This window comes from Ferrimonas sp. (genome assembly GCF_048263965.1).
Classification (GTDB): Bacteria; Pseudomonadota; Gammaproteobacteria; order Enterobacterales; family Shewanellaceae; genus Ferrimonas.
The window spans coordinates 526,446-549,915 of sequence record NZ_JBLXDO010000001.1 but is presented as its reverse complement, the minus strand read 5'-3'; the positions used below and the strand labels follow the sequence as shown (position 1 = coordinate 549,915).

Sequence of the window (23,470 nt, the reverse complement as noted above, 5' to 3'; positions counted from 1 at the left end):
GGTTCCTTGCCTAGTAGCCGGACGCCGTCCTGTCGGGCTGGAAGCGATCGCCGGAAAGCCGTTTTATGGAGGTGTCGATGCTACCATCGGCATTCAGGGTCAGCAAACGGTAACCGGGCTGCAGGTTGTCCAGGCTGAAGTCCCGGCAGTGTGGCCGGAACTGAATGGAGGTGGACGGTGCCGCCAGCATGCGGATGTGATCCAGGCGCTCATCCATCTCCTGATGGACATGGCCCCAGACCACCCCTTTCACTGTCTCGAAGCGGCGAATCAGATCGTTGAACTCCTGACCATTGTCCAGTCTGTGCTGGTCCAGCCAGACACAGCCCGTATCCAGCGGGTGGTGATGCAGGGCGATCAGGGTGTGGTAGGCACTGGAGTAATTCAACACCGCTTCCAACCACTCCAGCCTGTGGTGATTCAGGTGCCCACCGGGCAGACCCAGTACGGTACTGTCCAGTTGCAGCAGCTGCCAAGGGCCGAGAATGATGCGCCTGTCCAGCATGACACCGCTGCCCTCGAGGCCCAGCTCCATGCGATCAAAGGCGTCGTGGTTGCCCGGCAGTGCACTGACCGGCACACCCAGCCCGCGAACGCCGTCGGCAAAGTGGCGGTAGGCTTCGATGCTGTGGTCCTGGCTGAGATCCCCGGTGCCAATGACCATATCCAGGGGCTCATAGCGCAGTTCAGAGAGGATCGCGGAGAAGCTGTCCCAAGGATTCAGTCCCAGGAACTCAGCCCCTTTATCGGCAAACAGGTGGGGATCGGAGATCTGTGCGAGGCGGATCGACTGCTTGTCCGCAGGAAACGACAGTGCCTTGGCTCGAACACTCAAGGGCTGGTTTACTCCCTAACTTCAGCCACCATGGCCTTAAGCCGATGGGGCGATAAACATTCCAATATTTCAGCCAGAAACAGGTTTGTCTGGAACCTGTCCTGCGCCAGCCACAATTTGGCAGTCTGCCAATCATACAACGGCGAAAGGCCGGAGATCTGTTGACCACTTAACACTTCTGCCAGTCGAGCGTCGTGGTACATCCTAACCGACATGCAGGGGATAGTCAGCCAGGAGCTGGCCGGCACCCAGCGCTGTATCTGTAAAACCTGGGTGTAACGGGTTTGCTCCACCAGGGTGAAGCCCACCTCTATCAGGGGAGAGAGGCGCATATGCCAACGCTCCCCGGGCTTGGCATCTTCGGGGATCAGGGGCAGCAGGCGCAGATAGTTGCGCCCATACAGGGCGTGTAATCTCGCCAAAGAGTCGCGCCGTTTGGCCATCAGACCTTATCCCTCCTGAGCTTGTGGTGATTCAATTCCAGCCATTGTAGACCAATCACGCTGCTTCCATTGTCGATTTCTCCAGATTCCACCATCTGGTACGCCTGGGACCTGGGCACCACCACTACCCTGATGTCTTCATGCTCATGATCCAGGCCGTGAATCCCCTCAGCCTTGGAAGCGTCCACCAGGGCCAGGACCATATAAAGGCGCTCGGAGCAGCCCCCCGGCGAAGAGAGATGGCTGCCGATGGGAGTGAGGCCATCGCTGCTCAGTCCGGTCTCCTCCAGCAGTTCCCTCTCGGCAACCTCCAGGATCGACTCCTGCTTATCGATCATTCCCGCCACCAGTTCATAGAGCCAGGGGTTGCGGCTGTTGCCTATGGCGGGAATGCGAATCTGCTCAATCAACACCACCTCATCCCGCACCGGGTCATAGGGCAACACCACCACCGCATTGCCCCGCTCGAAGATCTCCCGGGTCACCACCTCACTCATGCCGCCGTCGAACAGGGGGTGGCGCAATTTTCTCTGAATCAGTTTGAAAAAGCCCTGAAACAGCGTTTTTTCCTCCAGAAGCTCGATCCGTTCAGGATCCATCTGGCCAGGAAGTTGTACTTTCATCCATCTACCCTCTGTTTGGCGAATTTCTCCAGCCTTATGAACTCTATAAACTGTTACACTTGGTGACGCAAAATGATTGACTTTCCTGGGTGCAATTCAGTTTACTAAGGCTGTCAAAGTCAAGGTCGTCTTGGGAATAACGGGTTTTCCCAGCCCGGAAATTTAGCTTGCCTGTGGTGCAGGCTAGCTTTGTGTTTACTTTAAGGATTTCAAATGCGAACCAAATTTCGTGCATTGACCCTAGCGCTTGGTCTGGCCGGTGCAACCCTGCCAGCTCATGCGGACGATCTCTATCAGATCTACCAACAGGCACTGACCAAGGATCCGGTCCTGCTGCAATCCAAAGCGACTCGTGACGCCGCCTTCGAAGCGATCGATCAGAGCCGAGCCTCTCTGCTGCCCCAAATCAGTGGCTCCCTGGGCTATGGTTACTCCTGGTTTGATGACCTGGGTGAAACCTCAGACAGCGGTGGTTCCGGTTCCGGCAGCATCGAGCTGGGTCAGAGCATCTACAATCACGCCAACTACGTCAACCTGGCGCTGAGTGAGAAGAGTGCCGCCCAGAGCGACGCCAACTACTCTCTGGCCGCCCAGAGCCTGATCGTGCGGGTGTCCAACGCCTACTTCGACGTGCTCTCTGCCCAGGACTCCCTTGAGTTCGTTCAAGCCAACAAGCGTGCCATCGAGCGCCAGCTGGAGCAAACCAAGCAGCGTTTCGCCGTGGGCCTGACCGCCATCACCGACGTGCATGAAGCCCAGGCTCAGTATGACCTGGCCATCGCCGAGGAGATCAACGCTCAGAACACCCTGGAGAACAGCTACGAGGGCCTGCGTGAGATCACCGGCCTGGAGCACAGCGAACTGTCCGTGCTGGACACTCAACGCTTCAGCCCCTCTGCCCCGGCCCCGGCCACTCACGAGGCCTGGCTGGCACTGGGTGAGGAGAGCAGCCTGGAGCTGCTGAGCCGCCGCCTGGGTGTGGACATCGCCAAAGAGCAGATTGAACTGGCGAAAACCGGTCACCTGCCCAGCCTGGATCTGGCCGCTGGCATCACCGCCAACTATGGTCAGGAAGATCGCCCCAACCAGATCACCAACGATACCACTGGCCAGATCGGCCTGACCCTGAGGGTACCCATCTTCAGCGGCTTCTCCGTGACCAGCCAGGTTGAGCAGGCCAAGTACAACTTCGTGGCCTCCTCTCAGGCCCTGGAGGAGACTCACCGCTCCGTGGTGCGTAACCTGCGCAACAGCCTGAACAACGTTAAGGCGTCCATCAGCACCATCAAGGCCTATGAGCAATCTGTGGTCTCTGCGGAGAGCGCCCTGAAGGCCACCGAAGCGGGTTTCGAAGTGGGTACCCGTACCATTGTTGAGGTACTGAACTCCACCCGTCAGCTGTACAGCGCCAAGCAGCAGCTGGCCGATGCCCGCTACAACTACATCCTGGCCGTTCTGTCCCTGAAGCAGGCAGCCGGAACCCTGAGCGCCGAAGACGTACAGATGATCAACAACGGTCTGAAGTAAACGTTGCGCCTACGAAAAAACCGCCCATTGGGCGGTTTTTTTATGGCTGGCGCAGGGCGATTAGAAGCTCAGCTCCACGCCGACGAAGGCACCGGAGAACTCCAGGTCCGCCTGAGTGCCCCAGTCGCTGACGTCAAAGGTGTGCTGGCGATAGCCCCCCTTGATGGCCAGGTCCAGGGCCAGCATATCCAGCTCCCAGCCCAGGCCAGCCTTATAATCGCTGATGTCGCGATCGTCATAGCTGGCCAGCACCCCGTCGGCAAACACAAACAGTCCGGTACCAATCAGGTTCACCTGTCCCCGCACATAGCCCATGAGAATGCCATCATCCAGGTTGTCCTCATTGAGGGCGCCATCGTTGAGCTTGCCACTGTACAGTCGGTAGCTGGCGCCCAGATCCAGTTCTACGGCACCGTTGTCCAGCAGCTCATAGTAAGCCACCAGTTCGGTGTTGGAGAGGTCCGCCTTAACGGAACCCTGGCCGTCTGACTCCTGCTGGTTGTGACGCAGCATCACGTTGGGCACCAGGGGAATGAAGTGCTCGAAGGCGACATAGCCACTTGGCTGATAGCTGTCGTCCCAATCACCACCCGTGCTGTGCAGATCGCCACTGACGCTGTTCTGCTGCAGATCCAGGCCCAGCTTGACCCCCAGTACATCGGCCTGGGCGGTTCCGGTCAAAGCAGTGGCAAGACAGGCCGCCGCAACAGAGAGTTTCAAACGCATAAAGAGTTACCCTTGAGTTAGCAGTTGTTTGAGGTCAATCAGTGCCGCATTGGCACGACTGATGTAATTCGCCATCACCAGCGAATGGTTGGCCACCAGGCCAAATCCGCTGCCGTTGAGCACCAAGGGACTCCAAACGGTCTCCTGGGTCGCCTCCAGCTCACGGATGATCTGTTGCAGGCTGACGGTGGCGTTCTTCTTCTCCAGCACAGGAGCAAAATCGGACTCCACGGCGTTCATGATCGCCAGCAGCGCCCAACAGCTGCCACGGGCCTCATGGAACACATCGTCAATCTTCCACCAGCTGGTTTTCACCTCCTGCTCGCTCACCGTCATGGTGGACGCACTGGCGGAGGTGTCCCCGGCCAAGTCGGTGTTCAGGCGAGCCTGGCCGACACTGGCGGACAATCTCTGGGACAGGCTGCCCAGACGTTTCTCCACCTGATCCAGCACCGCCACCAGGTTGTCGGCTCGGGCGTAGAACTGGGCCGAGGGCTGAGTGGGGTCACTGATGCGCATCCGGTAGGACTTGAGCGCCTCAATGCCATCGCGATACTCGGACTCGGCACTGGGGATCATCCAGCTGCGATGATCGATGTTGAATTTCGGCTGAGCCTTGGCCAGATCCGGGTCCTCGGCAGATTGGGACTGGGAGCGAGCCAGGTCCTTGCGCATCACCAGGGTCAGATCCCGCACCTGCTCCAGGGCACCAAACTCGAAAGCAGGCATGTTATCCATCAGCACCGAAGGCGGCATCTTGTCATTGGAGAGGAAGCCCCCGGGTTTATCCAGCAGGTTTTCCATCACCTCAATGGCCGCAGAGGTGGTGGCATAGCCGGTCACCGGCGTCTCCCCGCGCAGACGGTCGTTGCCTATCTGGTCTGGCTCGAAACTCCACCATACGGCGACCAGCCAGTTCAACAGCAGCAGACCCACCAGGCCTGCCACAATCCACTTCCTATTCAATGCGGCCATACACTGGCTCCTCTTTAGTGGTGATGATGGTGCTCATGCCCGGCGGACTTCATGTCCACCACCGGCAGACTGACATCGACCTTGTCGCCATTGGCAAAGGTCAGGGTGCAGTTCACCTGCTGACCGGCCAGCGGCTGCTGGGTCAACTGCAGCAACATAAGGTGGTCCCCCCCTTCGGCGAGGGTTACCGACTGGCCCGCAGGCAATTCGATGCGCTCAATGCGGCGCATCTTCATCATGCCGTTCTCGGTCAGCATGGTGTGTATCTCGGTCTTACCGGCAATGTCACAGCTGGCCCCAGTCAGGGCAGTGGCCGCGTCATGGTTATGAAGGGTCAGGTAGGCGGCGGTATTGGGCACTCCCGGCGGCATCTCCCGCACCTTGGCATCACTCAGGGTAATGGCAGCCATGGCAGGAGCTGCAGCCAACAGGGCACAGCAAGTAAACAGTTGTTTGAATTTCATCGCGCTTCCCTTACACTTTTTCCTTCGGTACAAAATCTCTCCACGGAAAGGAGCAATTATGGCCAATCCCATAGCGATCTCCCGTGACGGTAACGTCATGGTACTGACCATCAATCGACCCGACAAGCGTAACGCATTGACACATGAGATGTATTACCAGCTGTGTGACGGGCTGCAACAGGCGGAAAAGGATCCTGAGATCCATGCCTGCCTTCTCAGGGGGCAGAGCAACTGCTTTACCGCCGGCAATGACCTGAGCAACTTCCTGGCCGATGGCGGCTTCGACGAATCCAATGCCGCCGCCCGGTTCATCCAGCTTCTCCCCACCCTCAGCAAACCGCTGGTTGCTGCGGTAGGGGGCAATGCCGTAGGCATCGGCTGTACCCTGCTGCCCCACTGCGACATGGTGATCGCGGCAGACACTGCCACCTTTATGCTGCCCTTCGTCAACCTGGGGATCGTTCCTGAAGCGGGTTCCAGCACCCTGATCCCGCAGATGTGCGGCGGCCCCCTGGCGGCAGAGCTGCTGCTGCTGGGTGAGCCCTTCGACGTAGAGCGCGCCAAGCAGGTGGGCCTGGTCAACTACAGCTGCACCGAAGCGGAGCTGATGGATCTGGCCATGACCTATGCTCAGAAGTTTGCCTCCCGTCCTCCACAGGCGATGCAACAGGCAAAGAGACTGCTGAAACTATCCCAACCACAGTTGGGCCAGGTGATGCAGGCGGAATTTTCCGCCCTAGGGGAACGACTGGCCAGCGATGAAACCCGCCGGGTGATTCAGGCTCGTCTGAAACGATAAGGGAAGCGGGGCCCCCGAGAGGGCGGTGGGGACCCCGCGGAAATTCGGTTCTACTGGCTCTTTTGCCAGTACCAACAGGCGATCACCACTAAGGCCAGGGTCACCAGGGACCAACTGCCGTAGTCCTGCCACCACCACACCAGTGCCGGGGGATCGCTCAGGGTTGCCAGACAGAGGCAAAGCAGCAGTACGACTAGCAGTAACGGCATCGACGTTTAGGCATCAACAGGGTGGCAACCAGATAAGCCAGGGTTGCGGTCACTGGCTCAAGCATCAGGTAAACCAGAAAGATGGCCCGGCACCAGAAAGGGCTGAATCCCAGATAGCTGCAGAGGCCGGCAAAGGTTCCGGCGACCCAGCCCCGGCTGGGATCTCGTTGAATTTTATTGGCCATGGTTTACCTCCTGGTCGTGCAACTCTTTCCTATTTACTCTTTCATCGGTCATCGCCAGTGCAGGCAACGGCCGGAAAACCTTTCTGGGCTCTAGCACACTTCGTTGTAGATCCAGTAACCCAGGACAGTCAGCATCCAGCCGGCCAGGGGCAACATGCACAGCATGGCCGGCATCCAGTTCACAATCATTCTGCGTCCTCTCCCTGTTGGTGAGCAGCTGCGGTCAACTCGGGCTTGGGCTGCTTGGCGGCCAGCTCGGTGGATTTACCCACCAACAGCATCTGGGCGGCCAGTCGCACTTCGTTGGCCAGTTGACGTTCCAGGGCTTGGCGCATTGAGGCTACCTGGGAAGACACAAACTGCTCGACTCCCTGCTCAATCTCGCCGTGAGGGGTCGCCTGGGCACCGGCGGAAAACATCAACACTGCGGCCAATGAAACGGATACCAGAGACTTCACTTTGATTGAACGGTCCATGAGATTTTCTCCAAAAGGGTGAATGTGTAGTTCACATAGGACTATTCAATCAGCGTGCCAACTTTTATCTTATTGATATTAAAGAATATGATAAAAATAAGGGGGGAGGTCGGAGTGCCCATTTAAGGAGATCTCCGGGGAAATGGTGATTTTCACCAACCCTTGGTGAAATTGGTTAAGAAAGGGACAGCAGGCTGCCCCTCGAACAGAATCAGGCGGATTGCACACCGGTGGCCAGGGCCAGATCCACCATGTCGCTGAAGCTGTTCTGGCGCTCCTCTGCGCTGGCTTCCTCGGTCATCAACAGATGATCCGACACGGTAAGGATGGTCAGCGCCCGCGCCCCCTGCTCGGCGGCGATGGCGTAGAGGGCGGCCGCCTCCATCTCCACCGCCAGCACCTTCATTCTTTGCAGGGCGGGCAACAGTGCCGGGTCGCGGCCATAGAACAGATCATTGGTGAACACTGTGCCGAAGCGGGCCGGGATTCCCAGCCGCTGGGCCTGCTGATGGCAAGCCATCGCCAGATCAAAGTCCGGTACCGCAGGATAGTCGTAGCCCGCCAGCCGGGTGCGGTTGGTGAGTGATGCGGTGCCGGCACCGGTGGCCACCACCACGTCCCTGAGCTTAAGATCTTCCGCCACGCCACCGCAGCTGCCGATGCGGATCAGGGTTTTGACCCCATAGTCGCGTATCAGCTCTTCGGCGTAGATGGAGATGGAGGGGATGCCCATGCCGTGGCCCATCACCGACACCCTGTGGCCCTGCCAGGTGCCGGTAAAGCCCAGCATGTTGCGCACATTGGTCACCTCCACCGCGTCCTCGAGAAAGGTGTCGGCAATGTACTTGGCCCGCAAGGGATCGCCGGGAAACAGCAGCAAGTCGGCGAAGTCGCCAGGTTTGGCATTGATATGGGGAGTCATCTTGGTTTCCTCTTTTGTCAGTGTCGACGACAGTGTAAAAAGAGGCTTAAGAACAGTATGAGGACATTTGTCCGCCTGGGGAGCCAGACATGCCCGCATTAGAATCCCACCTCCTGAGCAGCGCCATCGAAAAGGGCCATCGACAGCTGATGGAGGCCATCCATGCCCTGCCCCTGAAACAGTGGCTATTGGCGGAAGGGGAGCCCCTGCTGCGCCAGGGAGAGCGTGTCGACGCCCTCTACTGGGTGGAACAAGGGGAGTTTACCCTGCACTACGCCGCCGCCAACGGCAAAGAGTTTGGCCTGGGGATCTGGCAGGGGGATCGGCGGCTGTTTGGCGAGGTGGAACTTCTCACCGGCCAACCTTGTCAGTTCGATGTGGTACCCCTGGCGCCGGTCAATGTCAGAGAGCTGCCCAGGGCCAAATTTGAATCCCTGCTCATCGAGCACCCGGAGATCGCCCTGTGGCTCAGCCAGCAACTGGCGGGGTACTACCAGGGGCAGATGCAACGGGCCATGACCCTGAGCCTCTACCCCCTGGCGCACAACATCGCCCTGGATCTGATGCAGCGCCGTGCCAATGGCGAGCCGGACCTCAAGCTCTACCAGGAAGCGGCCCGCTTCGGCTGCTCCGAGAGGGTCTACCGCCGGGTGGTGGTACAGCTGACCGAGCTGGGGTTGTTGGAGAAACGTGAGGGGCGACTGGAGATCATTGACCAGGAGAAGCTCAGCGCCTTCCTGGATCTGTAAACAACAACGCCGCCCCTGAGGGCGGCGTTGGCTTATCTGACGTGAACCTAAACCTGCTCCAGAGGCTCACCCACTTGGGCCATCGCTTCCAGCAACAGGGCTGGCGTGGCATCGGCCTGATGGGCGCGCTCAGATAAAGTGCGGCGCCAGGTGCGGGCACCGGGCAGCCCATTGAACAGGCCCAGCATATGGCGGGTCACGTGGTTGACCCGACCGCCTCGGGCTAGGTGACGCTCCACATAAGGCACCATCTTCTCCACCACCTCGCGGCGATCCGCCATGGGGGTATCACAGCCGTAGATCTCTCTGTCCACCGCCGCCAGCATATAGGGGTTCTGGTAGGCTTCACGGCCCACCATCACGCCATCCATCTGCTTCAGGTGGGTCTGGCACTCCTCAAGCGTCTTGATGCCGCCATTGAGCGCCAGGGTCAGGTGGGGGAAGTCCCGCTTCAGCTGATAGGCACGCTCATAGTCCAAAGGCGGAATCTCCCGATTCTCCTTGGGGCTGAGACCAGAGAGCCAGGCCTTACGGGCATGGATGGTGAACTGCTCACAGCCGGCGTCCGACACCAGCTCGATGAAACGAACGAGGAACTCGTAGCTGTCCTGATCGTCGATGCCGATACGGGTCTTGACCGTCACCGGAATATCCACCACCTGACGCATGGCGTCCACGCTCTGGGCCACCAGTTCTGGCTCGGCCATCAGGCAGGCACCAAATCGACCGTTCTGAACCCGATCAGAGGGGCAACCCACATTGAGGTTCACCTCATCATAGCCCAGCTCCTCGGCCCGCCTGGCGCACAGGGCCAACTCCTGTGGGTTGCTGCCGCCCAGTTGCAGGGCCACTGGGTGCTCCTCCTGGTTGTAGCCCAGATAATCTCCCTTGCCGTGGATAATCGCCCCTGTGGTCACCATCTCGGTGTACAGCAGGGTATGCCGGGACAGCAGCCTGGCAAAGTAGCGGTAGTGCCTGTCGGTCCAGTCCAGCATGGGGGCCACGGAGAAGCGGCAGTTGTGCTCGGCGTAACTCAAAGAAAGATCACCCTAGATTCAGTTCAACACAGCCGGAGACAACTCTCCGGACGGCTTTGGGCCGGGGATTATAGCAAAGCCCACCCCCTCAAAGAAAACCCCGCCGACATCGCTGACGAGGCAAAGGGAGTGATGGGCCATTTCTCAATGGGTTGGCAGAATGTGCCGGGCGGTGCGGCCCGGCACAGGGTGAAGATCAGCGGGCGGACGCCACATGCTGATAGGCAGGAAGGTGTTCATACAGCTCATCCTTGAGGGGATGACGACGGGCGCTGCGGATGCGATGTATCTGGTAGATCGCCAGGGCCACGTTGGCCGCCAGGGCGATGGCCGAGACACACCACAGGGCCGCAGGATCAGCGGACGCCTTCACGGCAAACCTGGAGGTGTCCACAAAGCTTGGGAAGCACATGACAAACATCATCCAGAACGCCAGGGTATGGGCCCGGTGTTGCAACCAGGCTCCGCGACGCATGAAGAAGGCTGGAATGGTGCAGGAGAGCAGCAGGGCCGCACCGGCATAGAAGGCGTGGTCACCGACGCAGTTATAGACATAGGCAAAGTTCCACAGATCGTAGGCGATGATCCAGAACCACAGCATGTCGGGCCAGAGCATATCCTTGAACTTGTCCCGGCTGATGAAGATCCCGGCCCAGCCACAGATGGTGAGGATATTCAGGATGCCGGCAACGCCGTTCATGATGTTCCAGGAGCCACCGGTGATCATCACTCCGTCCACCAGGCCGTTGAAGCTGTAACACTGAAAGTCCCGCACCACGGCCTCGGCGATGTTGATGGCCAGAATCGCCGGTGGAAACATCAGCACCCACTTTTTCTGGGCCGCGCCCGGGATATAGCGGATCGCCATAAAGCCGATGCAACCCGCCAGCACCGAGTACACCTTGGCCCAGTGGAACCAGGTGCCCACACTGGAGCCTTCTGCGGTGGTGGTGTGGGGCCAGACGGTAAAGGTCAGCACCAGGGGCAGCACAATGAAACAGCCGATGCCGGCCCACATGCTGCGGCGGGAGATCTCGTTAAGCAGAATCAGGGCGCCCAGAACCGCGCAGAAGGCGACCCAGGAGTGAAAGGGGATGGGTTCAAACAGAGACATGTTCCACCTCGCAAGGTAGGGCGGAGGAGCGGAATGGGGATTGAGGATGACACCGCTCCTCCTGAAAGCTGGCAGAGCTACGGACGAGGCTCTGCCAGCGTTTCTGGGTTAGAAGGCGTAGTTGTATTCCAGCCAGTAGCTGTCGTCCTTGGCGGTGCTGTAGTAGGCGCGGACGTTCTGCTTCTTGGTCAACTGATACGCCAGGGAGATCTCGAACTCATAGGCATCCATCTGCAGGCCCCCCTCCATCACGTCGTCATCCCAGGACTTGCCGTTGAGCTCCATGGTGTAGCGGTAGCTGGCCAGGGTCCACCAGTTGTCGGAGATGGTCCACTTGGCGTACACCATGGCCGTACCGATGGTGGAGGCGATGTCCACACCACTGGAGCTGGAATCGGGCCATTCAGGGTTCAGATCCTGAATGTTGTCGTCCATGATCACCGCACCCACATAGAGGATGGGCCAGATCAGGATGTCATCCCCCACGGGGATGGTGGCCACGGGACCGGCCTGAATGACCGAGGTGGACCCGAAGAAGGGATGATCGGCAAATACCGCGTCAACGGAGAAACCCAGGCCGTTCTTGGTATTAATGGTGCCGTAACGCAGACGGTAGGAGCGGTTACTGGCATACCCTTTGGTTTTGGTGCCTACGGGTCCAATACTGCCATCTGGGTATTGGCCATATTGAATGCCACCGAATTTGGGTGTTTTATCGCCTTCATTGAAGATGTTTTTTACTTCAAACAGAATACCGGTCTTCTGATCAAATTCTCCTTTATCTTCACTCAGGGCCATCATCCCTTTCAGGTTGGCACCCTCGCTACCATAAGATGCACCTAAATAAGTGTACACTTCGGTTGGATTGCCCATATCCGGTGCTTCTTCAGAAGCAAATGCAGACAAACTCAGGGCGGCCATCGCTAATGCAGTGAATTTTTTCATTTTCAACTCCAGAATCATTTAATTATTTATTTGTGTCGTAACTAATAACTAACTCGCCATCTCTTGTCTCAAGCGGTAATTTCTCCATTTGGCGCCGAAAACCTGATAGAAGAGGATGGAATTAAGGACGAAGCTCAAAAGTCCAACCGCCAGCATTAATTCGTCGTTTCTTGGCAGCATCACCACATTACTTTCGTACATCGCCGGGTTGGTGAAGTAGTACATAAAGGAGAGCGCCAGGGTAAACGCCCGTGCCTGCAGCCAGGTACCCTTGGTGATCAACAGAGACGGAATGGTGGCCGCCGTCAGCACCATAAACTGGGCCGTGGCGGAACCGGGGAAGTTCAGGTAGACGAAGGCAAAGTTCCACACGTCATAGGCGATGATCCAGAAGGTGGTCATGGCCGGCCAGATCATGTCCTTCTCCTTGGTCTTGGCCGCCTGGATTTGCGCCCAGCCGGTCAGAGTGATGATGGAGAAGATGCCGCCGATGGCGTTCAGGACATTGGCGGTGTAGCCCATGCTGAAATCCTGCAGTACCGCCTCGGAGATGTTCAGTGCCAGGAAGCCCGCCGCACAGAACTTGGCCCACTTCATCTCACCCACCTTGGTGTATCGAATCAGGGTAAAGAGCACACAGGCGCCGACCACGGAGTAGAGCTTGACCCACTTGAACCAGTAGCTGACGCCATAGCTGGCCCACAGGGGGATCAGTACGATGGGCAGGACGAAGAAGATGATCACCGTGGGCCACTTGTAACGGCGGCAGACCTCGTTCATCACCATCAGGCCAATCAGCACCAGCAGCACGTGACCATAGGCCCTGGCCTCAATCCACTTGTGGCCGATGAACTTCTTCCCCTCCTTGGCATAGTGGAAGCGATCGGCGGAGACCACGGTCATCTCGGCGTTGTCGAAGTTGTCGATCTGCTGACCGGGAGAGCTGCTGATGACCAAACGGTCGCCATCAACCTGCCACTGTTTCACCTCAACCTGATTGTGACCTCCGGACTGCTTGGTGATGGTCACCTGGTGGTCAGGCGCAAACTCCAGTCTGAAGAAGATGCTTCCCTGGCCGGGGTCGCCATCCATGGTGCCTTGCCAGATCTGGCCGGCAAACTGATCGCCGATGGACACCCCATCCAGGTCGTTGGCCAGCACGGCCGGAGCCAGCACCAGGGCCAGCAGCCAGGCGCAAAATAGCTTAAAGAAGGATTTCATTTTGTCTCTCCGCGGGGCAGTTGCCCTGCCCCGCATTTCAGTAAACTCAGGCGGTGACCGGTTTTTGGCCTGGAAGCAGCGGGCTGCTCTCCTCGGTTCTGGCATCCACCACCAGCGGCGGTTGCCGGTCCCCATAGGGGGGTTCATTGCCACCCTCCGCATTGGGCTGACGGAACTTCTTGAAGTACCAGAACAGGTAAGCGACATGCAGTACCGCGTTGGCTACGCCCCAGTACAGCAGTACCTGATCGTTGGCCCAGTGGGTGGAGTCCATGACCTTGGCGAAGGGGTCGCCCATGGCACGCACCAGGATGTGGAACGCCAGGGTGTAGACCCGGGCAATGATGTAGAGCTCGGGACGCTTCTTGAAGACGGGATAGAGCTCTGCGGCCATCAGGATGCAGAAGGAGCTGGCGAAATATCCGGGGTTCTCACCATAGACAAAGGCCATGTTCCAGGTGGTGTAGAGGAAGTTCCATGACGCGGTGGAGTAGAACAGCAGGTCATTGGGCGCATCCTTTCCGATAAGCCAGTACTGGCGCTTGCCGTTCTTGTATTTGGGGAAGGGCATGGTCACCAGCAACACACAACCTGCAATGAAGTTGAAGTAGTTCTCTGTCACCAGATCCTTGACGGTTGCCTCGGCAATATTGAGGAAAAGAACGCCATACAAAACCCAAAGAACCCAGTCTTTTCGGAAAAACTTAAGTATCCGGTTTGGATTTTCATAATAGAGATATGCAATTCGTGCAGTACCGACAATTAATGCGGTAGGAATAAGCACGCTGACGGTTTTTGCCCAGCGGAACCAACCATCCAAATTATCCGCCCAAAGAGGCGCAGTCAATAAAGACAACAGCCAGAACAGAAAGGTAAATCTTGGTGTTCTTCTCATCATTTCGACGAGAACTAGCAGAAATACAATGTAGCCCACCATGGAAACTACATAGGTAGAAATCGGGATACCCATACCAACCTCAGAATTTATCCAGACTCACTTTAGAGCTTTTACTCTAATCTTTGGTTTGGCCGATTTTCATGACCGGGATCAAGAAATTTCCCGCCCACTTTCTGAACTAACATCAATATGGTTCGAACCAGATTCTTTAACCAGAAAACAGAGTGACCTGTCAATCTGGCAGTCTCATATGAAGCTTTCGCCCAAATTTGACCACCCCGACAGACAGGTAACTCCATTCGTTAACATGAGCGAACACTTTAGAAAAATAGATTGATTTAAATCAATAAAAAATAGATTAGAGCAAATACTCTAATGGGGATTCTGGCCATATATTAAGGTGACCCAAGATGCAAAAAATGCCCCTGCTTTCCCTATGCTTTTCCCTGGCCTTCAGTGGCGCCGCCTGGTCGGTGAACATGGCCGATGTGGAGCTGGCAGACAACCTCACGCTGGATGGTGTGGAGATGCCCTATCGAGGCGCCGGCATACGCTCCAAGTTCTTTATGGACCTCTATGTCAGCTCCCTCTACAACCAGGAGAGCCTGCCTGCTACCGAGTTGATGGAGGGCCACACCGCTGCCACCATTCAACTGGACATCATCTCTTCGATGATCACCTCGGAAAAGATGACCGCCAGCATGGAGGACGGATTCGCCCAGTCCGCCGGTAAACACCTGCCGCAGCTGAAAGAGCAGATCAGTCAGTTTACCCAGGCCTTCAGTGCCCCGGTCAGTGAAGGCGACACCTTCCAGATCGTTTCCATTCCTGGTCAACCGGTGGAGCTGCTGAAAAATGGCACCAAGCTGGTGGCTGTTGAAGGGGAACTGTTCCGCTCAGTGTTGCTGGGCATCTGGCTCGGTGACACTCCTCTCGACGATGATCTGAAAGAGGAGATGCTGGGACTGTAAACATCCTGGAGCTTTGTTGTCGCTCTTTTGAACGAGCCAATGAAGACCGCTGAAGAGTGTCGCACGTAAGTCGTACTGTCCGGATACGCCGCCGGACCGCTTCGGGGCCAGAGCAAGACCTGGCCCCTTTTTTTAGCTCATCAGAGTCGCCAGAATACGACGCCCTCCCCCCTGATCCCTATGCTCGCCCAGGTAGATCCCCTGCCATTGCCCCAGCGCCAACCGTCCCTTGCGGATCGGCAGCATCAGGCTGGTGCCCAGCAGACTGCTCTTGATGTGGGCTGGCATATCGTCATCCCCCTCATAATCGTGGCGAAAATAGCGGGTACCATCGGGCACCAGCCGATCGAAAAAGGCGGAGAAGTCTCCTCTGACCGTGGGATCGCAGTTTTCATTCAGTGTCAGGCTGGCGGAGGTGTGCTGCAACTGCAGGTGCACCATGCCGACGGCGATCTCCCCCAGGGGTAACCCCCGGCAAATCTCATCGGTGATCAGATGGAACCCCCGTGGGCGGGGATCCAATCTGAGCTCAATCTGTTTCATCGAATTATCCTGGCGTCGAAGCTGTTACCGGCATAGTGGCAGTTCTCCCACAGGATGCAAGTACCCTCAGGCGATGGACCACTCCTGTCGGGTGGGGAATCTACACTTTCGGGTAATGGGCTGAGCCCAACTTGCACACTGGTTATCCGTTGCGCTTAGGGAGAGCGAGTGAAACTAAGAAAGTTACCTTCAAGCAGAGGGCTCAGTTCAACCCCAGCTTGCTCACCAGTTCCACCCGGTTTCGGGTCTCGGTCTTACGGAAAATGGAAGCCAGGTGCGCCTTCACTGTGTATTCACTGATAAACAGCTCTCGGGCAATCTCCTTGTTCCTGGCCCCCATGGCCACCAGACGCACCACACTCTGCTCCCGGTTGGTCAGTTTCTCCTGCTCCTGGCGCTGCTGCAGTTGAACCTGGCTGCCAATCATGCGAGTAACCGCCTTTTCAAGAGTCGCCCGGGAAAACCACAGCTCTCCCTGCATCAGGGCTCGCAATGCTGACAGGGTCATGTCCACGCGTTTCTCCTGGAACAGCAGCCCTTTGAGGCCCAGTGTCAGCAATTGCACCGAGTCCACCTGAGACTCCTTCACGTCGTACAGCACCATGGCATGGTGAGGCAGCAGATCACGCGCCCAGTCAGGCAGCCCGCCGGCCCCGATTCCGCCCTGCCAGGGCACCAGAATCAGGGTATGGGAGTCGACATCCGGCTCGGCCGGAAGAGGCTCGCCTACGGTGTGGATCTCCACGGGAACCCCCAAGGTGGCACACAACATCGGCAGGGAGCTGGGCAGCTCACCACTCTGGTAGAAGAGAATTTTGGAAAACGGGGTCATAGGCATTCCTTGCACTCGATGCGCCAGACATCCATTGTCCGGCATGACCGTAACGACCCCAACCTAAAGGCTTAGAAGAGAAAGCTCAAGAAAATGAATGCGGATCAACACCGCGCACAAGCAACTTGGATGCGCTTCATAAGCTGCGCTTTGGGGTGCCCTACTCCACGTACCGATATTGAACCCGGGCGGTGGTGCTGCACAGCAGCTCATAGGGTATGGTAGACGCACACTCTGCGACCTCCTCCACCGGCAAGCCTTCCCCCCACAGCACCACGGCATCGCCCACCTGGACCGGATCGTCGCCGATCTCCACGGTGATCATATCCATGGAGACACGGCCTGCCAGGGGATAGCGTTTGCCATTGATCAGCACCGGTGTGCCGCTGACCGCATGGCGGGGGTAGCCATCCCCATAGCCCATGGCGATCACCGCCAGGCGGGTGTCACGACTGGCGCGCCAGCTCTGCCCGTAGCCCACGGGATCACCCGCCTTGTGCTCCCGCACCGCCAGCACCGCGGTTTTCATGGTCATCACCGGCTTCAGTTCATAGTCTTCCGGACGACCGGCAATCATCGGAGACCCGCCGTACAGCGCCAGCCCGGCACGCACCCACTGCCCGTGGGACGCGGGCCAGGCCAGGGTACCGGCGGAGTTGGCCAGGGTGCGCTCACCAGGCAGATTCTTGGTCAGTTGATTAAACAGGGCAATCTGCCGGGTGGTTTCTGGATTCTCCGCCTCATCGGCCACGGCGAAGTGGGTCATGAAGTTGATTTCTCCCTGGATGTTGTCCAGGGCACGCAAGCGCTGATACAGGGCTTCGAACTGATGAGGCTGAACCCCGAGGCGGTGCATGCCTGTGTCCAGTTTCAGCCAGATGCGCACCGGCTTGCTGAGTGCGGCGCGCTCCAGTATCGCCACCTGTTCACTGTCGTGAATGGCCACCTCCAAGTCGTGGCTGGCCGCCAGCTCCAGATCCTCTTCGGAGAACACCCCCTCCAGCAACAGCATCCGGGCACCGATCCCTTCGCGGCGCAGGCAGAGCGCTTCCTCCAGCCTGGCCATGCCGAATCCATTCACTCCGGCATCATCCAGCCACCGGGCCAGAGTCGTCAAACCATGGCCATAGGCATTGGCTTTGACCACCGCCATGATCTTTGCACCGGGCGCCAGTTGGCGCAGCCGGCCCAGGTTGTGCAACAGGGCACTTCGGCTGATCTCAGCCACAGGAGAAAATCGCACTGCAGGTCCTTACTCGTCGTACTCGAAACCGCCGCCGGCATAGTTGTCAAAGCGGGAGAACATCCCCTGGAAGGTAAGGGGCACCTTGCCAATGGGGCCATTACGCTGCTTACCGATGATGATCTCGGCGGTGCCCTTCTCGGCGGTATCCGGGTGATACACCTCATCCCGGTAGATAAACATAATCAGGTCGGCATCCTGCTCGATGGAGCCAGATTCACGAAGGTCGGAGTTCACCGGGCGCTTATCGGCCCGCTGCTCCAATGAGCGGTTAAGCTGAGACAGGGCAATCACCGGTACGTTCAGCTCCTTGGCCAGGGCTTTCAACGAGCGAGAGATTTCGGCAATCTCCAGGGTCCGGTTATCGGCCAGGGCCGGCACCTGCATCAGCTGCAGGTAGTCCACCATGATCATGGAAAGTCCCCCGTGCTCACGGGCGATTCGCCGTGCCCGGGAGCGCACTTCCGTCGGGGTCAGGCCAGAGGCATCATCGATGTACATCTTGCCCTGCTCCATCATCAGCCCCATGGTGCTGGAGACCCTTGCCCAATCCTCGTCGTCCAGCTGGCCGGTACGGATCTTGGTCTGGTCTACCCTGCCCAGGGAGGCAAGCATACGCATCATGATCTGTTCCGAGGGCATCTCCAGGGAGAAGATCAGCACCGGGTGGTCTTCGTTCATCGCTGCCGCTTCGCACAGGTTCATGGCGAAGGTGGTCTTACCCATGGAGGGTCGGGCCGCCACGATGATCAGATCCGACGGCTGGAATCCGGCGGTCATCTTATCCAGATCCGAGAAACCACTTGAGACCCCGGTCACCCCGTTGTGGGGGTTGGAGTAGAGCTGCTCAATCTTATCGACCGTCTTCTCCAGGATGCTCTTGATGTTCTCCGGGCCCTCGTTGGCGTTGGTCCGGCTTTCGGCAATCTTGAACACCCTGGTTTCCGCCAGGTCCAGCAGAGCGGCAGAGTCCCGCCCCTCAGGATTGAAGCCGGCGTCGGCGATGTCGTTGGCCACCTTGATCATCTCGCGCACCACCGCCCGTTCACGGACAATTTCGGCGTAGGCGACAATGTTGGCGACACTTGGAGTGTTACGAGATATGTCAGACAGGTAGGGGATGCCGCCGACGTTTTCCAGCTCCCCCTGACGACTCAGCTCTTCGGAGACCGTCACCAGATCCAGGGGGTGGCCCCCCTCCAGCAGCAGGGACATGGCGGCGAAGATATACTGATGGCTGCGGCTGTAGAAGTCCTCTTTGACCACTCGCTCGGCCACCTGGTCGAACACATCGTTGTTCAACATCAGGCCACCCAGGACCGACTGCTCCGCCTCAATGGAGTGCGGAGGGATCTTCAGTTGGTCGACCGTTTTCTGCTGCCCGCTTTCGCGCTGGCGTGTTTCTGCCATGTTAAACCCGTTACACTAGGAACTTTTAGTTGATAAGATTGCCCCTTTCCGGGCGCCAGCCCAGACAGGATTCATAATAATAAAGGGATCTCCCATGCCAACCAAAGCTTCTTCTTCGGTATCAGCATTGGCGCTGAGCCTCTCCCTGGCGATGCCCGCCCTGGCGAATGAGGGCCAGTGGCTGCCAATGCAGATGCCGCAACTGGCGGATGAGCTGAAACAAGCCGGTATCCGTCTGCCAGCGGATCAGCTGGCCGATCTGAACCAGTATCCAATGAATGCGGTGGTGGGACTCGGCTATTGTACCGCCTCCTTCGTCTCTCCCAAAGGCCTGGTGGTCACTAACCACCACTGTGCCTACCGGGGCATCCAGTTTAACAGCAATGAAGAGCACAACTACCTGGATGATGGCTTCCTGGCCACCTCCATGGACAAAGAGCCCTCTGCCGGGCCACAGGAACGCCTCTACGTTACTGACAAGATTGAAGATGTCACCGATAAAGTGTACGCAGGTACCACCGACGAAATGGACGGCTACCAGCGTTACCACACCATCCAGGGCAACCGAAAAGCCTTGCTCAAGGAGTGTGAGTCCAACGACAACTACCGTTGCCACGTTCGCAGCTTCCACGGCGGCAAGAAGTACTACCTGCTTCGCCAGCTGATGATTCGCGACGTACGCCTGGTGTACGCACCGCCTCAGAGCGTCGGCTCCTACGGCGACGACATCGACAACTTCGAATACCCACGTCACAGTGGCGACTTCACCTTCCTGCGCGCCTATGTGGCCCCGGACGGCTCCCCTGCCGCCTACAGCGAAGAGAACGTGCCCTACCAGCCAAAGAGCTTCCTCAAGGTCAACGCCAGCGGCGTTCGCGAAGGGGACGGCGTCCTGGTGGCAGGCTACCCTGGCCGCACCAGCCGTCACAAGCTGCTGAGCGAGCTGGAGTTCGCCTCCGACTGGCAATACCCGGTGGCTGCCAAGCGCTACCAGCACCATATCGATCTGATCGATCAGTATGGAGTGGACGATGGCGTCATTAAGATCGCCTACGCCGGCACCAAGGCCAGCCTGGCCAACCGCATGAAGAAGCTGAACGGCCTGCTGGACGGCTTCCGCAAGACCGACATCCCCGCCATCAAGGGCAGCAGTGAGCAGGCGTTCATCGACTGGCTGAAGGCCGATGCCAAGCACGCCAATCAACTGGCCAAGGTGGATGAACTGCAGCAGAAGCTGGCCAAACAGCGCGACTACAAGCAGCGCGCCTTCTACTTCGAAAACGCCCAATCCAGTGCCATGCTGAGCACCGCCAATCGCCTTTACAAGCTGGCGAACGAGCGTCAGAAGCCGGACGCGGAGCGTGAAGAGGGCTATCAGGAGCGTGACATGAAGATGCTCCAGGGCCGACTCAACCGTCTGTCTCGCAGCTACGACTCCCGTATGGACCGGGCCCTGTGGCAGACCGACATCGACGCCTACCTGGGCCAGGACAACCGTACTGCCGCCCTGGACAAGGTGCTGGCGACTCTGGACCTGGATCAGGCCTACGCCAACACCGAGCTTCATGACGGTGCCAAGCGCCTGGAGTGGATGACCCAGCCGGTCGACGCCTTCAAGGCCAGCAAAGACCCCTTCATCCAGATGGCCGTGGCCCTGTATGACGCCAACGAAGCCAACCGCAAGGAGCGCCAGACCCTGGCCGGTGAAATCACCGCCGCCCGTCCGGCGGTGATGGATGCCCTGCTGGAGTGGTACGACAGCCGCAATCAGCCTGTGTACCCTGACGCCAATGGCACTCTGCGCGTCAGCTATGGTGTGGTGGATGGTTACCAGTCTGCCGACGCCCTCTACAAGCAGCCCTTCACCAAGCTGGAAGGGATTGTGGAGAAGCACACCGGCGTCTATCCCTTCAACGCCCCTGAAAAGGTGGTCGAGGCGATCCAGGCCAAACGCTACGGCAGCTTCTTCCAGGAGAGCCTGAAGGCCGACAATCAGGCCTGGTACTGCGCCATCTTCTCCTGCCCTGAAGCCCGTGATGCTCACTTCGGCTCGGTGCCGGTGAACTTCCTCTCCAGCGTTGACACCACAGGCGGCAACTCAGGTTCCCCCATCCTCAACGGTGACGGCGATCTGGTGGGCCTGAACTTCGACTCCACCTATGAGTCGATCACCAAGGACTGGTACTTCAACCCGGAGATCACCCGGGCGGTGCATGTGGACTTCCGCTATGTGCTATGGATGATGGAGCAGGTCGACAATGCCGACAACCTCCTCAGTGAGCTGACCCTGGTGGAGTAATCCTCAGGTTCAGGCCAAACAAGAGAGGCGCACCGGAGTGCGTCTCTTTTTTTGGTCCGCTGCTGCGCCCTGGGCGTACTTCAATGGAGTTCACCGAACAGGCTTAGCCATGGAGACACCATGAATCGGCCCAAATTGCTGTTCACCGCCCTGTTGGGCTCCTTTACCATGGGGCTGGTAATGTCCGCCGCCCTGACCACCATCCTACCGGCATCGATGCCAGCTGGGCGCAGCGCTGGGGCGAGAGCTTCCTGCTGGCCTGGCCTCTGGCATTCACCCTGAGCCTGACGGTGATGCCCAGAGTGACCAAACTGGCCAACTCTCTGGTCAAAGAGCCTGTGCGCAGTACCAAATAGCAGGCAAAAAAAAACACCGCCCGGAGGCGGTGTTTCTCAATCTTCCGACTAATGCGGCAGATTACTCAGCAACAACGGAAATCTTAACGTCGGTGCTAACTTCGCTGTGCAGAGCGATAGCGATGTCGAATTCGCCAGTGTGACGCAGAGCGCCTTCAGGCAGACGAACTTCAGACTTGGCTACTTCAACGCCAGCAGCAGTGATGGCGTCGGCGATGTCGCGGGTACCGATGGAACCGAACAGCTTACCTTCGTCACCGGCCTTGGAGGCGATAACAACGGCTTCCAGAGCAGCCAGTTTCTCGGCGCGAGCTTCAGCAGCAGCCAGCTTGTCAGCGATGTTCTTTTCCAGATCAGCGCGACGAGCTTCGAACTCAGCGATGTTGGCTTCGTTAGCGAATACCGCTTTGCCTTGAGGCAGCAGGTAGTTACGAGCGTAACCGGATTTAACGGTTACCTTGTCACCCAGACCGCCCAGCTTGGCAATTTTATCCAGCAGAATAACTTCCATTACCTTTTCCTCTACTTTTAAAGGGTTAACCTAATGCCGAACTTAACCTTGCAGGTCAGTGTAAGGCAGCAGAGCCAGGTAACGAGCACGCTTGATGGCGCGAGCCAGCTGACGCTGGTACTTAGCGCTGGTGCCAGTGATACGGCTCGGTACGATCTTACCGCTTTCGGTAACGTAGTTTTTCAGAGTCGCTACGTCTTTGTAGTCGATCTCAGTAACACCGTCTGCAGTGAAACGGCAGAATTTACGACGACGGAAATAACGTGCCATTTGGGCATCTCCTATGAAATAGGTTCAATTGAGTCAGCGTGCAATACCAGGCGGCTTTGGCCATTCCTGCTCTGTTGCCAGGCGAGGAATCCCGCCACCCGTATTGGCTGACCTGAGTCCAATGAATCCAGTAAGGGTTGTGCTTCCCGACCGCTTACGACCACCTGTATCTTGCAGTAAACCGGACGATTCAGTCCCGCTTCCTGCTGCATGGAGCGGTGCTCCAGAACGAAGTACCCGTGGGGAACTCCGTTGATACCGGTTGCCCGTTTAGGAGGCCGAAGGACGGTGCCAGTCAGCTCCAGGCGGTTGGTATTCACAACAATTACTCGGCCTTGGCTTCCTCAGCAGCAGGTGCAGGAGCAGGCTTGGCTTCGCGACGCTCTTCACGCTCACGACGCTCTTCCTTGGCTTTGGCCATAGCGGAAGGCTCGGTGATAGCGCCTTTGGTGCGGATTACCATGCTGCGGATAACGGCATCATTGAAGCGGAAAGCAGTTTCCAGCTCTTCGATGGCTTCAGCGGTAGCTTCAGCGTTAACCAGAACATAGTGAGCCTTGTGCAGCTTCTCAATTGGGTATGCCAGCTGGCGACGGCCCCAGTCTTCCAGACGGGTTACAGAACCACCATCTTTACCGATGGTAGCGGTGTAACGCTCGATCATGCCAGGAACCTGTTCACTCTGATCAGGGTGAACCATAAATACGATTTCGTAATGACGCATTATTGATCCTTACGGTTATTCAGCCTCTTGCAGGCTCAGCCGGACCTAGAGGCAAGGAACAAAAAGGGTTTCGGCTGATTAGCCGGCGCATATTACAGCAAATGGGCATGCTGAGCAAGGAAATTGGCGCCTTTGCGGAGGTTATTCTCCCCGGCTTTCGCGG

General features: G+C 57.9%; 30 protein-coding genes. 7 read left to right on the top strand and 23 right to left on the bottom strand.

The window, feature by feature from the left end; translation table 11 throughout:
• Positions 1-10 precede the first annotated feature (10 nt).
• From cpdA to nudF, 3 genes are read right to left on the bottom strand one after another with little or no spacing between them, the layout of a single operon-like run.
• Complete coding sequence (gene cpdA, locus ACN0RV_RS02610; protein ID WP_417345272.1) at positions 11-835, bottom strand: 3',5'-cyclic-AMP phosphodiesterase; 825 nt, start codon at positions 833-835, stop codon at positions 11-13.
• 8 nt (positions 836-843) lie between these two features.
• On the bottom strand, positions 844-1,278 hold the full coding sequence (locus ACN0RV_RS02605; protein WP_286340429.1) for a DUF1249 domain-containing protein: 435 nt from the start codon (positions 1,276-1,278) through the stop codon (positions 844-846).
• A complete protein-coding gene (gene nudF / locus ACN0RV_RS02600) occupies positions 1,278-1,901 on the bottom strand; it encodes an ADP-ribose diphosphatase (protein WP_417345270.1) in 624 nt (207 codons plus the stop codon). The genes ACN0RV_RS02605 and nudF overlap by 1 nt, the downstream gene beginning before the upstream one ends.
• A 213-nt stretch (positions 1,902-2,114) precedes the next feature.
• Here nudF and tolC point away from each other — a divergent pair, with 213 nt between their 5' ends.
• The gene (tolC, locus tag ACN0RV_RS02595; protein WP_417345268.1) at positions 2,115-3,428 is read left to right on the top strand and encodes an outer membrane channel protein TolC; all 1,314 of its coding nucleotides are present in this window, start codon (positions 2,115-2,117) and stop codon (positions 3,426-3,428) included.
• A 60-nt stretch (positions 3,429-3,488) separates the two neighbouring features.
• On the opposite strand, the gene ACN0RV_RS02590 is transcribed toward tolC, so the two are convergent.
• The 3 genes from ACN0RV_RS02590 to ACN0RV_RS02580 are packed head-to-tail and all read right to left on the bottom strand — an operon-like array spanning position 3,489 to position 5,593.
• Positions 3,489-4,154: a TIGR04219 family outer membrane beta-barrel protein gene (locus ACN0RV_RS02590; protein ID WP_417345267.1), complete on the bottom strand. Its 666-nt coding sequence runs from the start codon at positions 4,152-4,154 to the stop codon at positions 3,489-3,491.
• Positions 4,155-4,160: 6 nt separating this feature from the next.
• Entirely contained in the window at positions 4,161-5,129 is a 969-nt protein-coding gene (locus tag ACN0RV_RS02585; RefSeq protein WP_417345265.1) for a DUF2333 family protein, read from the bottom strand.
• A gap of 14 nt (positions 5,130-5,143) precedes the next feature.
• A complete protein-coding gene (locus tag ACN0RV_RS02580; RefSeq protein WP_417345263.1) occupies positions 5,144-5,593 on the bottom strand; it encodes a copper chaperone PCu(A)C in 450 nt (149 codons plus the stop codon).
• A gap of 58 nt (positions 5,594-5,651) precedes the next feature.
• Between ACN0RV_RS02580 and ACN0RV_RS02575 the strand changes: the two genes are divergently transcribed.
• Entirely contained in the window at positions 5,652-6,392 is a 741-nt protein-coding gene (locus tag ACN0RV_RS02575) for an enoyl-CoA hydratase/isomerase family protein (RefSeq protein WP_417345261.1), read from the top strand.
• A 50-nt stretch (positions 6,393-6,442) separates the two neighbouring features.
• Here ACN0RV_RS02575 and ACN0RV_RS02570 read toward each other — a convergent pair whose 3' ends face one another.
• The 4 genes from ACN0RV_RS02570 to deoD all read right to left on the bottom strand — a co-directional run bounded on the left by ACN0RV_RS02570 (position 6,443) and on the right by deoD (position 8,184).
• A complete protein-coding gene (locus ACN0RV_RS02570; protein ID WP_417345259.1) occupies positions 6,443-6,601 on the bottom strand; it encodes a hypothetical protein in 159 nt (52 codons plus the stop codon).
• Positions 6,586-6,786 carry a PspC domain-containing protein gene (locus tag ACN0RV_RS02565; protein WP_286340437.1) on the bottom strand — a complete coding sequence of 67 codons (201 nt, stop codon included), beginning with the start codon at positions 6,784-6,786 and terminating at the stop codon, positions 6,586-6,588. The genes ACN0RV_RS02570 and ACN0RV_RS02565 overlap by 16 nt, the downstream gene beginning before the upstream one ends.
• 185 nt (positions 6,787-6,971) lie before the next feature.
• Positions 6,972-7,262, bottom strand: coding sequence for a hypothetical protein (locus ACN0RV_RS02560; protein ID WP_286340438.1), 291 nt, complete (start codon positions 7,260-7,262; stop codon positions 6,972-6,974).
• Between the two features lie 211 nt (positions 7,263-7,473).
• Positions 7,474-8,184: a purine-nucleoside phosphorylase gene (deoD, locus tag ACN0RV_RS02555; RefSeq protein WP_417345257.1), complete on the bottom strand. Its 711-nt coding sequence runs from the start codon at positions 8,182-8,184 to the stop codon at positions 7,474-7,476.
• Positions 8,185-8,273: 89 nt separating this feature from the next.
• Here deoD and ACN0RV_RS02550 point away from each other — a divergent pair, with 89 nt between their 5' ends.
• Positions 8,274-8,933, top strand: coding sequence for a Crp/Fnr family transcriptional regulator (locus tag ACN0RV_RS02550; protein WP_417345255.1), 660 nt, complete (start codon positions 8,274-8,276; stop codon positions 8,931-8,933).
• Positions 8,934-8,980: 47 nt separating this feature from the next.
• Here ACN0RV_RS02550 and dusA read toward each other — a convergent pair whose 3' ends face one another.
• The 5 genes from dusA to ACN0RV_RS02525 all read right to left on the bottom strand — a co-directional run bounded on the left by dusA (position 8,981) and on the right by ACN0RV_RS02525 (position 13,923).
• The gene (gene dusA, locus ACN0RV_RS02545) at positions 8,981-9,970 is read right to left on the bottom strand and encodes a tRNA dihydrouridine(20/20a) synthase DusA (RefSeq protein ID WP_417345254.1); all 990 of its coding nucleotides are present in this window, start codon (positions 9,968-9,970) and stop codon (positions 8,981-8,983) included.
• A gap of 196 nt (positions 9,971-10,166) precedes the next feature.
• Positions 10,167-11,084 carry a DUF5692 family protein gene (locus ACN0RV_RS02540; RefSeq protein WP_417345253.1) on the bottom strand — a complete coding sequence of 306 codons (918 nt, stop codon included), beginning with the start codon at positions 11,082-11,084 and terminating at the stop codon, positions 10,167-10,169.
• Positions 11,085-11,192: 108 nt separating this feature from the next.
• On the bottom strand, positions 11,193-12,029 hold the full coding sequence (locus ACN0RV_RS02535) for a hypothetical protein (RefSeq protein WP_417345251.1): 837 nt from the start codon (positions 12,027-12,029) through the stop codon (positions 11,193-11,195).
• A gap of 48 nt (positions 12,030-12,077) precedes the next feature.
• Positions 12,078-13,250, bottom strand: a complete 1,173-nt coding sequence (locus ACN0RV_RS02530; RefSeq protein WP_417345249.1) for a DUF5692 family protein — start codon at positions 13,248-13,250, stop codon at positions 12,078-12,080.
• A 46-nt stretch (positions 13,251-13,296) separates the two neighbouring features.
• Positions 13,297-13,923 carry a hypothetical protein gene (locus ACN0RV_RS02525; protein WP_417345247.1) on the bottom strand — a complete coding sequence of 209 codons (627 nt, stop codon included), beginning with the start codon at positions 13,921-13,923 and terminating at the stop codon, positions 13,297-13,299.
• A gap of 635 nt (positions 13,924-14,558) precedes the next feature.
• Between ACN0RV_RS02525 and ACN0RV_RS02520 the strand changes: the two genes are divergently transcribed.
• Positions 14,559-15,119 (top strand): chalcone isomerase family protein, encoded by a 561-nt coding sequence (locus ACN0RV_RS02520; protein ID WP_417345245.1) that lies wholly within the window; start codon positions 14,559-14,561, stop codon positions 15,117-15,119.
• A gap of 132 nt (positions 15,120-15,251) precedes the next feature.
• Here ACN0RV_RS02520 and ACN0RV_RS02515 read toward each other — a convergent pair whose 3' ends face one another.
• The 4 genes from ACN0RV_RS02515 to dnaB form a co-directional block, all read right to left on the bottom strand.
• A complete protein-coding gene (locus ACN0RV_RS02515; RefSeq protein ID WP_417345243.1) occupies positions 15,252-15,662 on the bottom strand; it encodes a secondary thiamine-phosphate synthase enzyme YjbQ in 411 nt (136 codons plus the stop codon).
• 202 nt (positions 15,663-15,864) lie between these two features.
• On the bottom strand, positions 15,865-16,494 hold the full coding sequence (locus ACN0RV_RS02510) for a response regulator transcription factor (RefSeq protein ID WP_417345241.1): 630 nt from the start codon (positions 16,492-16,494) through the stop codon (positions 15,865-15,867).
• Positions 16,495-16,654: 160 nt separating this feature from the next.
• On the bottom strand, positions 16,655-17,737 hold the full coding sequence (gene alr / locus ACN0RV_RS02505; protein ID WP_417345239.1) for an alanine racemase: 1,083 nt from the start codon (positions 17,735-17,737) through the stop codon (positions 16,655-16,657).
• 9 nt (positions 17,738-17,746) lie between these two features.
• On the bottom strand, positions 17,747-19,147 hold the full coding sequence (gene dnaB / locus ACN0RV_RS02500) for a replicative DNA helicase (RefSeq protein ID WP_417345238.1): 1,401 nt from the start codon (positions 19,145-19,147) through the stop codon (positions 17,747-17,749).
• 94 nt (positions 19,148-19,241) lie between these two features.
• Here dnaB and ACN0RV_RS02495 point away from each other — a divergent pair, with 94 nt between their 5' ends.
• From ACN0RV_RS02495 to ACN0RV_RS02485, 3 genes are all read left to right on the top strand, one after another.
• A complete protein-coding gene (locus ACN0RV_RS02495; protein WP_417345236.1) occupies positions 19,242-21,446 on the top strand; it encodes a S46 family peptidase in 2,205 nt (734 codons plus the stop codon).
• A gap of 120 nt (positions 21,447-21,566) precedes the next feature.
• Positions 21,567-21,728: a hypothetical protein gene (locus ACN0RV_RS02490; protein ID WP_417345235.1), complete on the top strand. Its 162-nt coding sequence runs from the start codon at positions 21,567-21,569 to the stop codon at positions 21,726-21,728.
• Positions 21,698-21,802, top strand: coding sequence for a hypothetical protein (locus ACN0RV_RS02485; protein WP_417345408.1), 105 nt, complete (start codon positions 21,698-21,700; stop codon positions 21,800-21,802). Before ACN0RV_RS02490 ends, ACN0RV_RS02485 begins: the two co-directional genes overlap by 31 nt.
• A gap of 61 nt (positions 21,803-21,863) precedes the next feature.
• On the opposite strand, the gene rplI is transcribed toward ACN0RV_RS02485, so the two are convergent.
• From rplI to rpsF, 4 genes are read right to left on the bottom strand one after another with little or no spacing between them, the layout of a single operon-like run.
• A complete protein-coding gene (gene rplI / locus ACN0RV_RS02480) occupies positions 21,864-22,313 on the bottom strand; it encodes a 50S ribosomal protein L9 (protein WP_417345233.1) in 450 nt (149 codons plus the stop codon).
• 42 nt (positions 22,314-22,355) lie between these two features.
• Positions 22,356-22,583, bottom strand: a complete 228-nt coding sequence (rpsR, locus tag ACN0RV_RS02475) for a 30S ribosomal protein S18 (RefSeq protein ID WP_028109942.1) — start codon at positions 22,581-22,583, stop codon at positions 22,356-22,358.
• Between the two features lie 11 nt (positions 22,584-22,594).
• Complete coding sequence (priB, locus tag ACN0RV_RS02470; protein WP_084643986.1) at positions 22,595-22,903, bottom strand: primosomal replication protein N; 309 nt, start codon at positions 22,901-22,903, stop codon at positions 22,595-22,597.
• Between the two features lie 5 nt (positions 22,904-22,908).
• Complete coding sequence (gene rpsF / locus ACN0RV_RS02465; RefSeq protein ID WP_417345230.1) at positions 22,909-23,307, bottom strand: 30S ribosomal protein S6; 399 nt, start codon at positions 23,305-23,307, stop codon at positions 22,909-22,911.
• Positions 23,308-23,470 lie beyond the last annotated feature (163 nt).

Excerpts from the sequence above, each read along its gene's own strand:
- dnaB (WP_417345238.1), bottom strand. The coding sequence starts at position 19,147 with ATGGCAGAAACACGCCAGCGCGAAAGCGGGCAGCAGAAAACGGTCGAC.
- ACN0RV_RS02535 (WP_417345251.1), bottom strand. The coding sequence starts at position 12,029 with ATGAAAAAATTCACTGCATTAGCGATGGCCGCCCTGAGTTTGTCTGCA.
- ACN0RV_RS02585 (WP_417345265.1), bottom strand. The coding sequence starts at position 5,129 with ATGGCCGCATTGAATAGGAAGTGGATTGTGGCAGGCCTGGTGGGTCTG.
- ACN0RV_RS02550 (WP_417345255.1), top strand. The coding sequence starts at position 8,274 with ATGCCCGCATTAGAATCCCACCTCCTGAGCAGCGCCATCGAAAAGGGC.
- ACN0RV_RS02590 (WP_417345267.1), bottom strand. The coding sequence starts at position 4,154 with ATGCGTTTGAAACTCTCTGTTGCGGCGGCCTGTCTTGCCACTGCTTTG.
- rpsR (WP_028109942.1), bottom strand. The coding sequence starts at position 22,583 with ATGGCACGTTATTTCCGTCGTCGTAAATTCTGCCGTTTCACTGCAGAC.
- tolC (WP_417345268.1), top strand. The coding sequence starts at position 2,115 with ATGCGAACCAAATTTCGTGCATTGACCCTAGCGCTTGGTCTGGCCGGT.
- ACN0RV_RS02530 (WP_417345249.1), bottom strand. The coding sequence starts at position 13,250 with ATGAAATCCTTCTTTAAGCTATTTTGCGCCTGGCTGCTGGCCCTGGTG.
- ACN0RV_RS02490 (WP_417345235.1), top strand. The coding sequence starts at position 21,567 with ATGAATCGGCCCAAATTGCTGTTCACCGCCCTGTTGGGCTCCTTTACC.
- deoD (WP_417345257.1), bottom strand. The coding sequence starts at position 8,184 with ATGACTCCCCATATCAATGCCAAACCTGGCGACTTCGCCGACTTGCTG.
- ACN0RV_RS02570 (WP_417345259.1), bottom strand. The coding sequence starts at position 6,601 with ATGCCGTTACTGCTAGTCGTACTGCTGCTTTGCCTCTGTCTGGCAACC.
- ACN0RV_RS02580 (WP_417345263.1), bottom strand. The coding sequence starts at position 5,593 with ATGAAATTCAAACAACTGTTTACTTGCTGTGCCCTGTTGGCTGCAGCT.
- ACN0RV_RS02565 (WP_286340437.1), bottom strand. The coding sequence starts at position 6,786 with ATGGCCAATAAAATTCAACGAGATCCCAGCCGGGGCTGGGTCGCCGGA.
- ACN0RV_RS02495 (WP_417345236.1), top strand. The coding sequence starts at position 19,242 with ATGCCAACCAAAGCTTCTTCTTCGGTATCAGCATTGGCGCTGAGCCTC.
- ACN0RV_RS02540 (WP_417345253.1), bottom strand. The coding sequence starts at position 11,084 with ATGTCTCTGTTTGAACCCATCCCCTTTCACTCCTGGGTCGCCTTCTGC.
- nudF (WP_417345270.1), bottom strand. The coding sequence starts at position 1,901 with ATGAAAGTACAACTTCCTGGCCAGATGGATCCTGAACGGATCGAGCTT.
- rplI (WP_417345233.1), bottom strand. The coding sequence starts at position 22,313 with ATGGAAGTTATTCTGCTGGATAAAATTGCCAAGCTGGGCGGTCTGGGT.
- ACN0RV_RS02520 (WP_417345245.1), top strand. The coding sequence starts at position 14,559 with ATGCAAAAAATGCCCCTGCTTTCCCTATGCTTTTCCCTGGCCTTCAGT.
- ACN0RV_RS02605 (WP_286340429.1), bottom strand. The coding sequence starts at position 1,278 with ATGGCCAAACGGCGCGACTCTTTGGCGAGATTACACGCCCTGTATGGG.
- ACN0RV_RS02515 (WP_417345243.1), bottom strand. The coding sequence starts at position 15,662 with ATGAAACAGATTGAGCTCAGATTGGATCCCCGCCCACGGGGGTTCCAT.
- ACN0RV_RS02575 (WP_417345261.1), top strand. The coding sequence starts at position 5,652 with ATGGCCAATCCCATAGCGATCTCCCGTGACGGTAACGTCATGGTACTG.
- ACN0RV_RS02560 (WP_286340438.1), bottom strand. The coding sequence starts at position 7,262 with ATGGACCGTTCAATCAAAGTGAAGTCTCTGGTATCCGTTTCATTGGCC.
- ACN0RV_RS02510 (WP_417345241.1), bottom strand. The coding sequence starts at position 16,494 with ATGACCCCGTTTTCCAAAATTCTCTTCTACCAGAGTGGTGAGCTGCCC.
- rpsF (WP_417345230.1), bottom strand. The coding sequence starts at position 23,307 with ATGCGTCATTACGAAATCGTATTTATGGTTCACCCTGATCAGAGTGAA.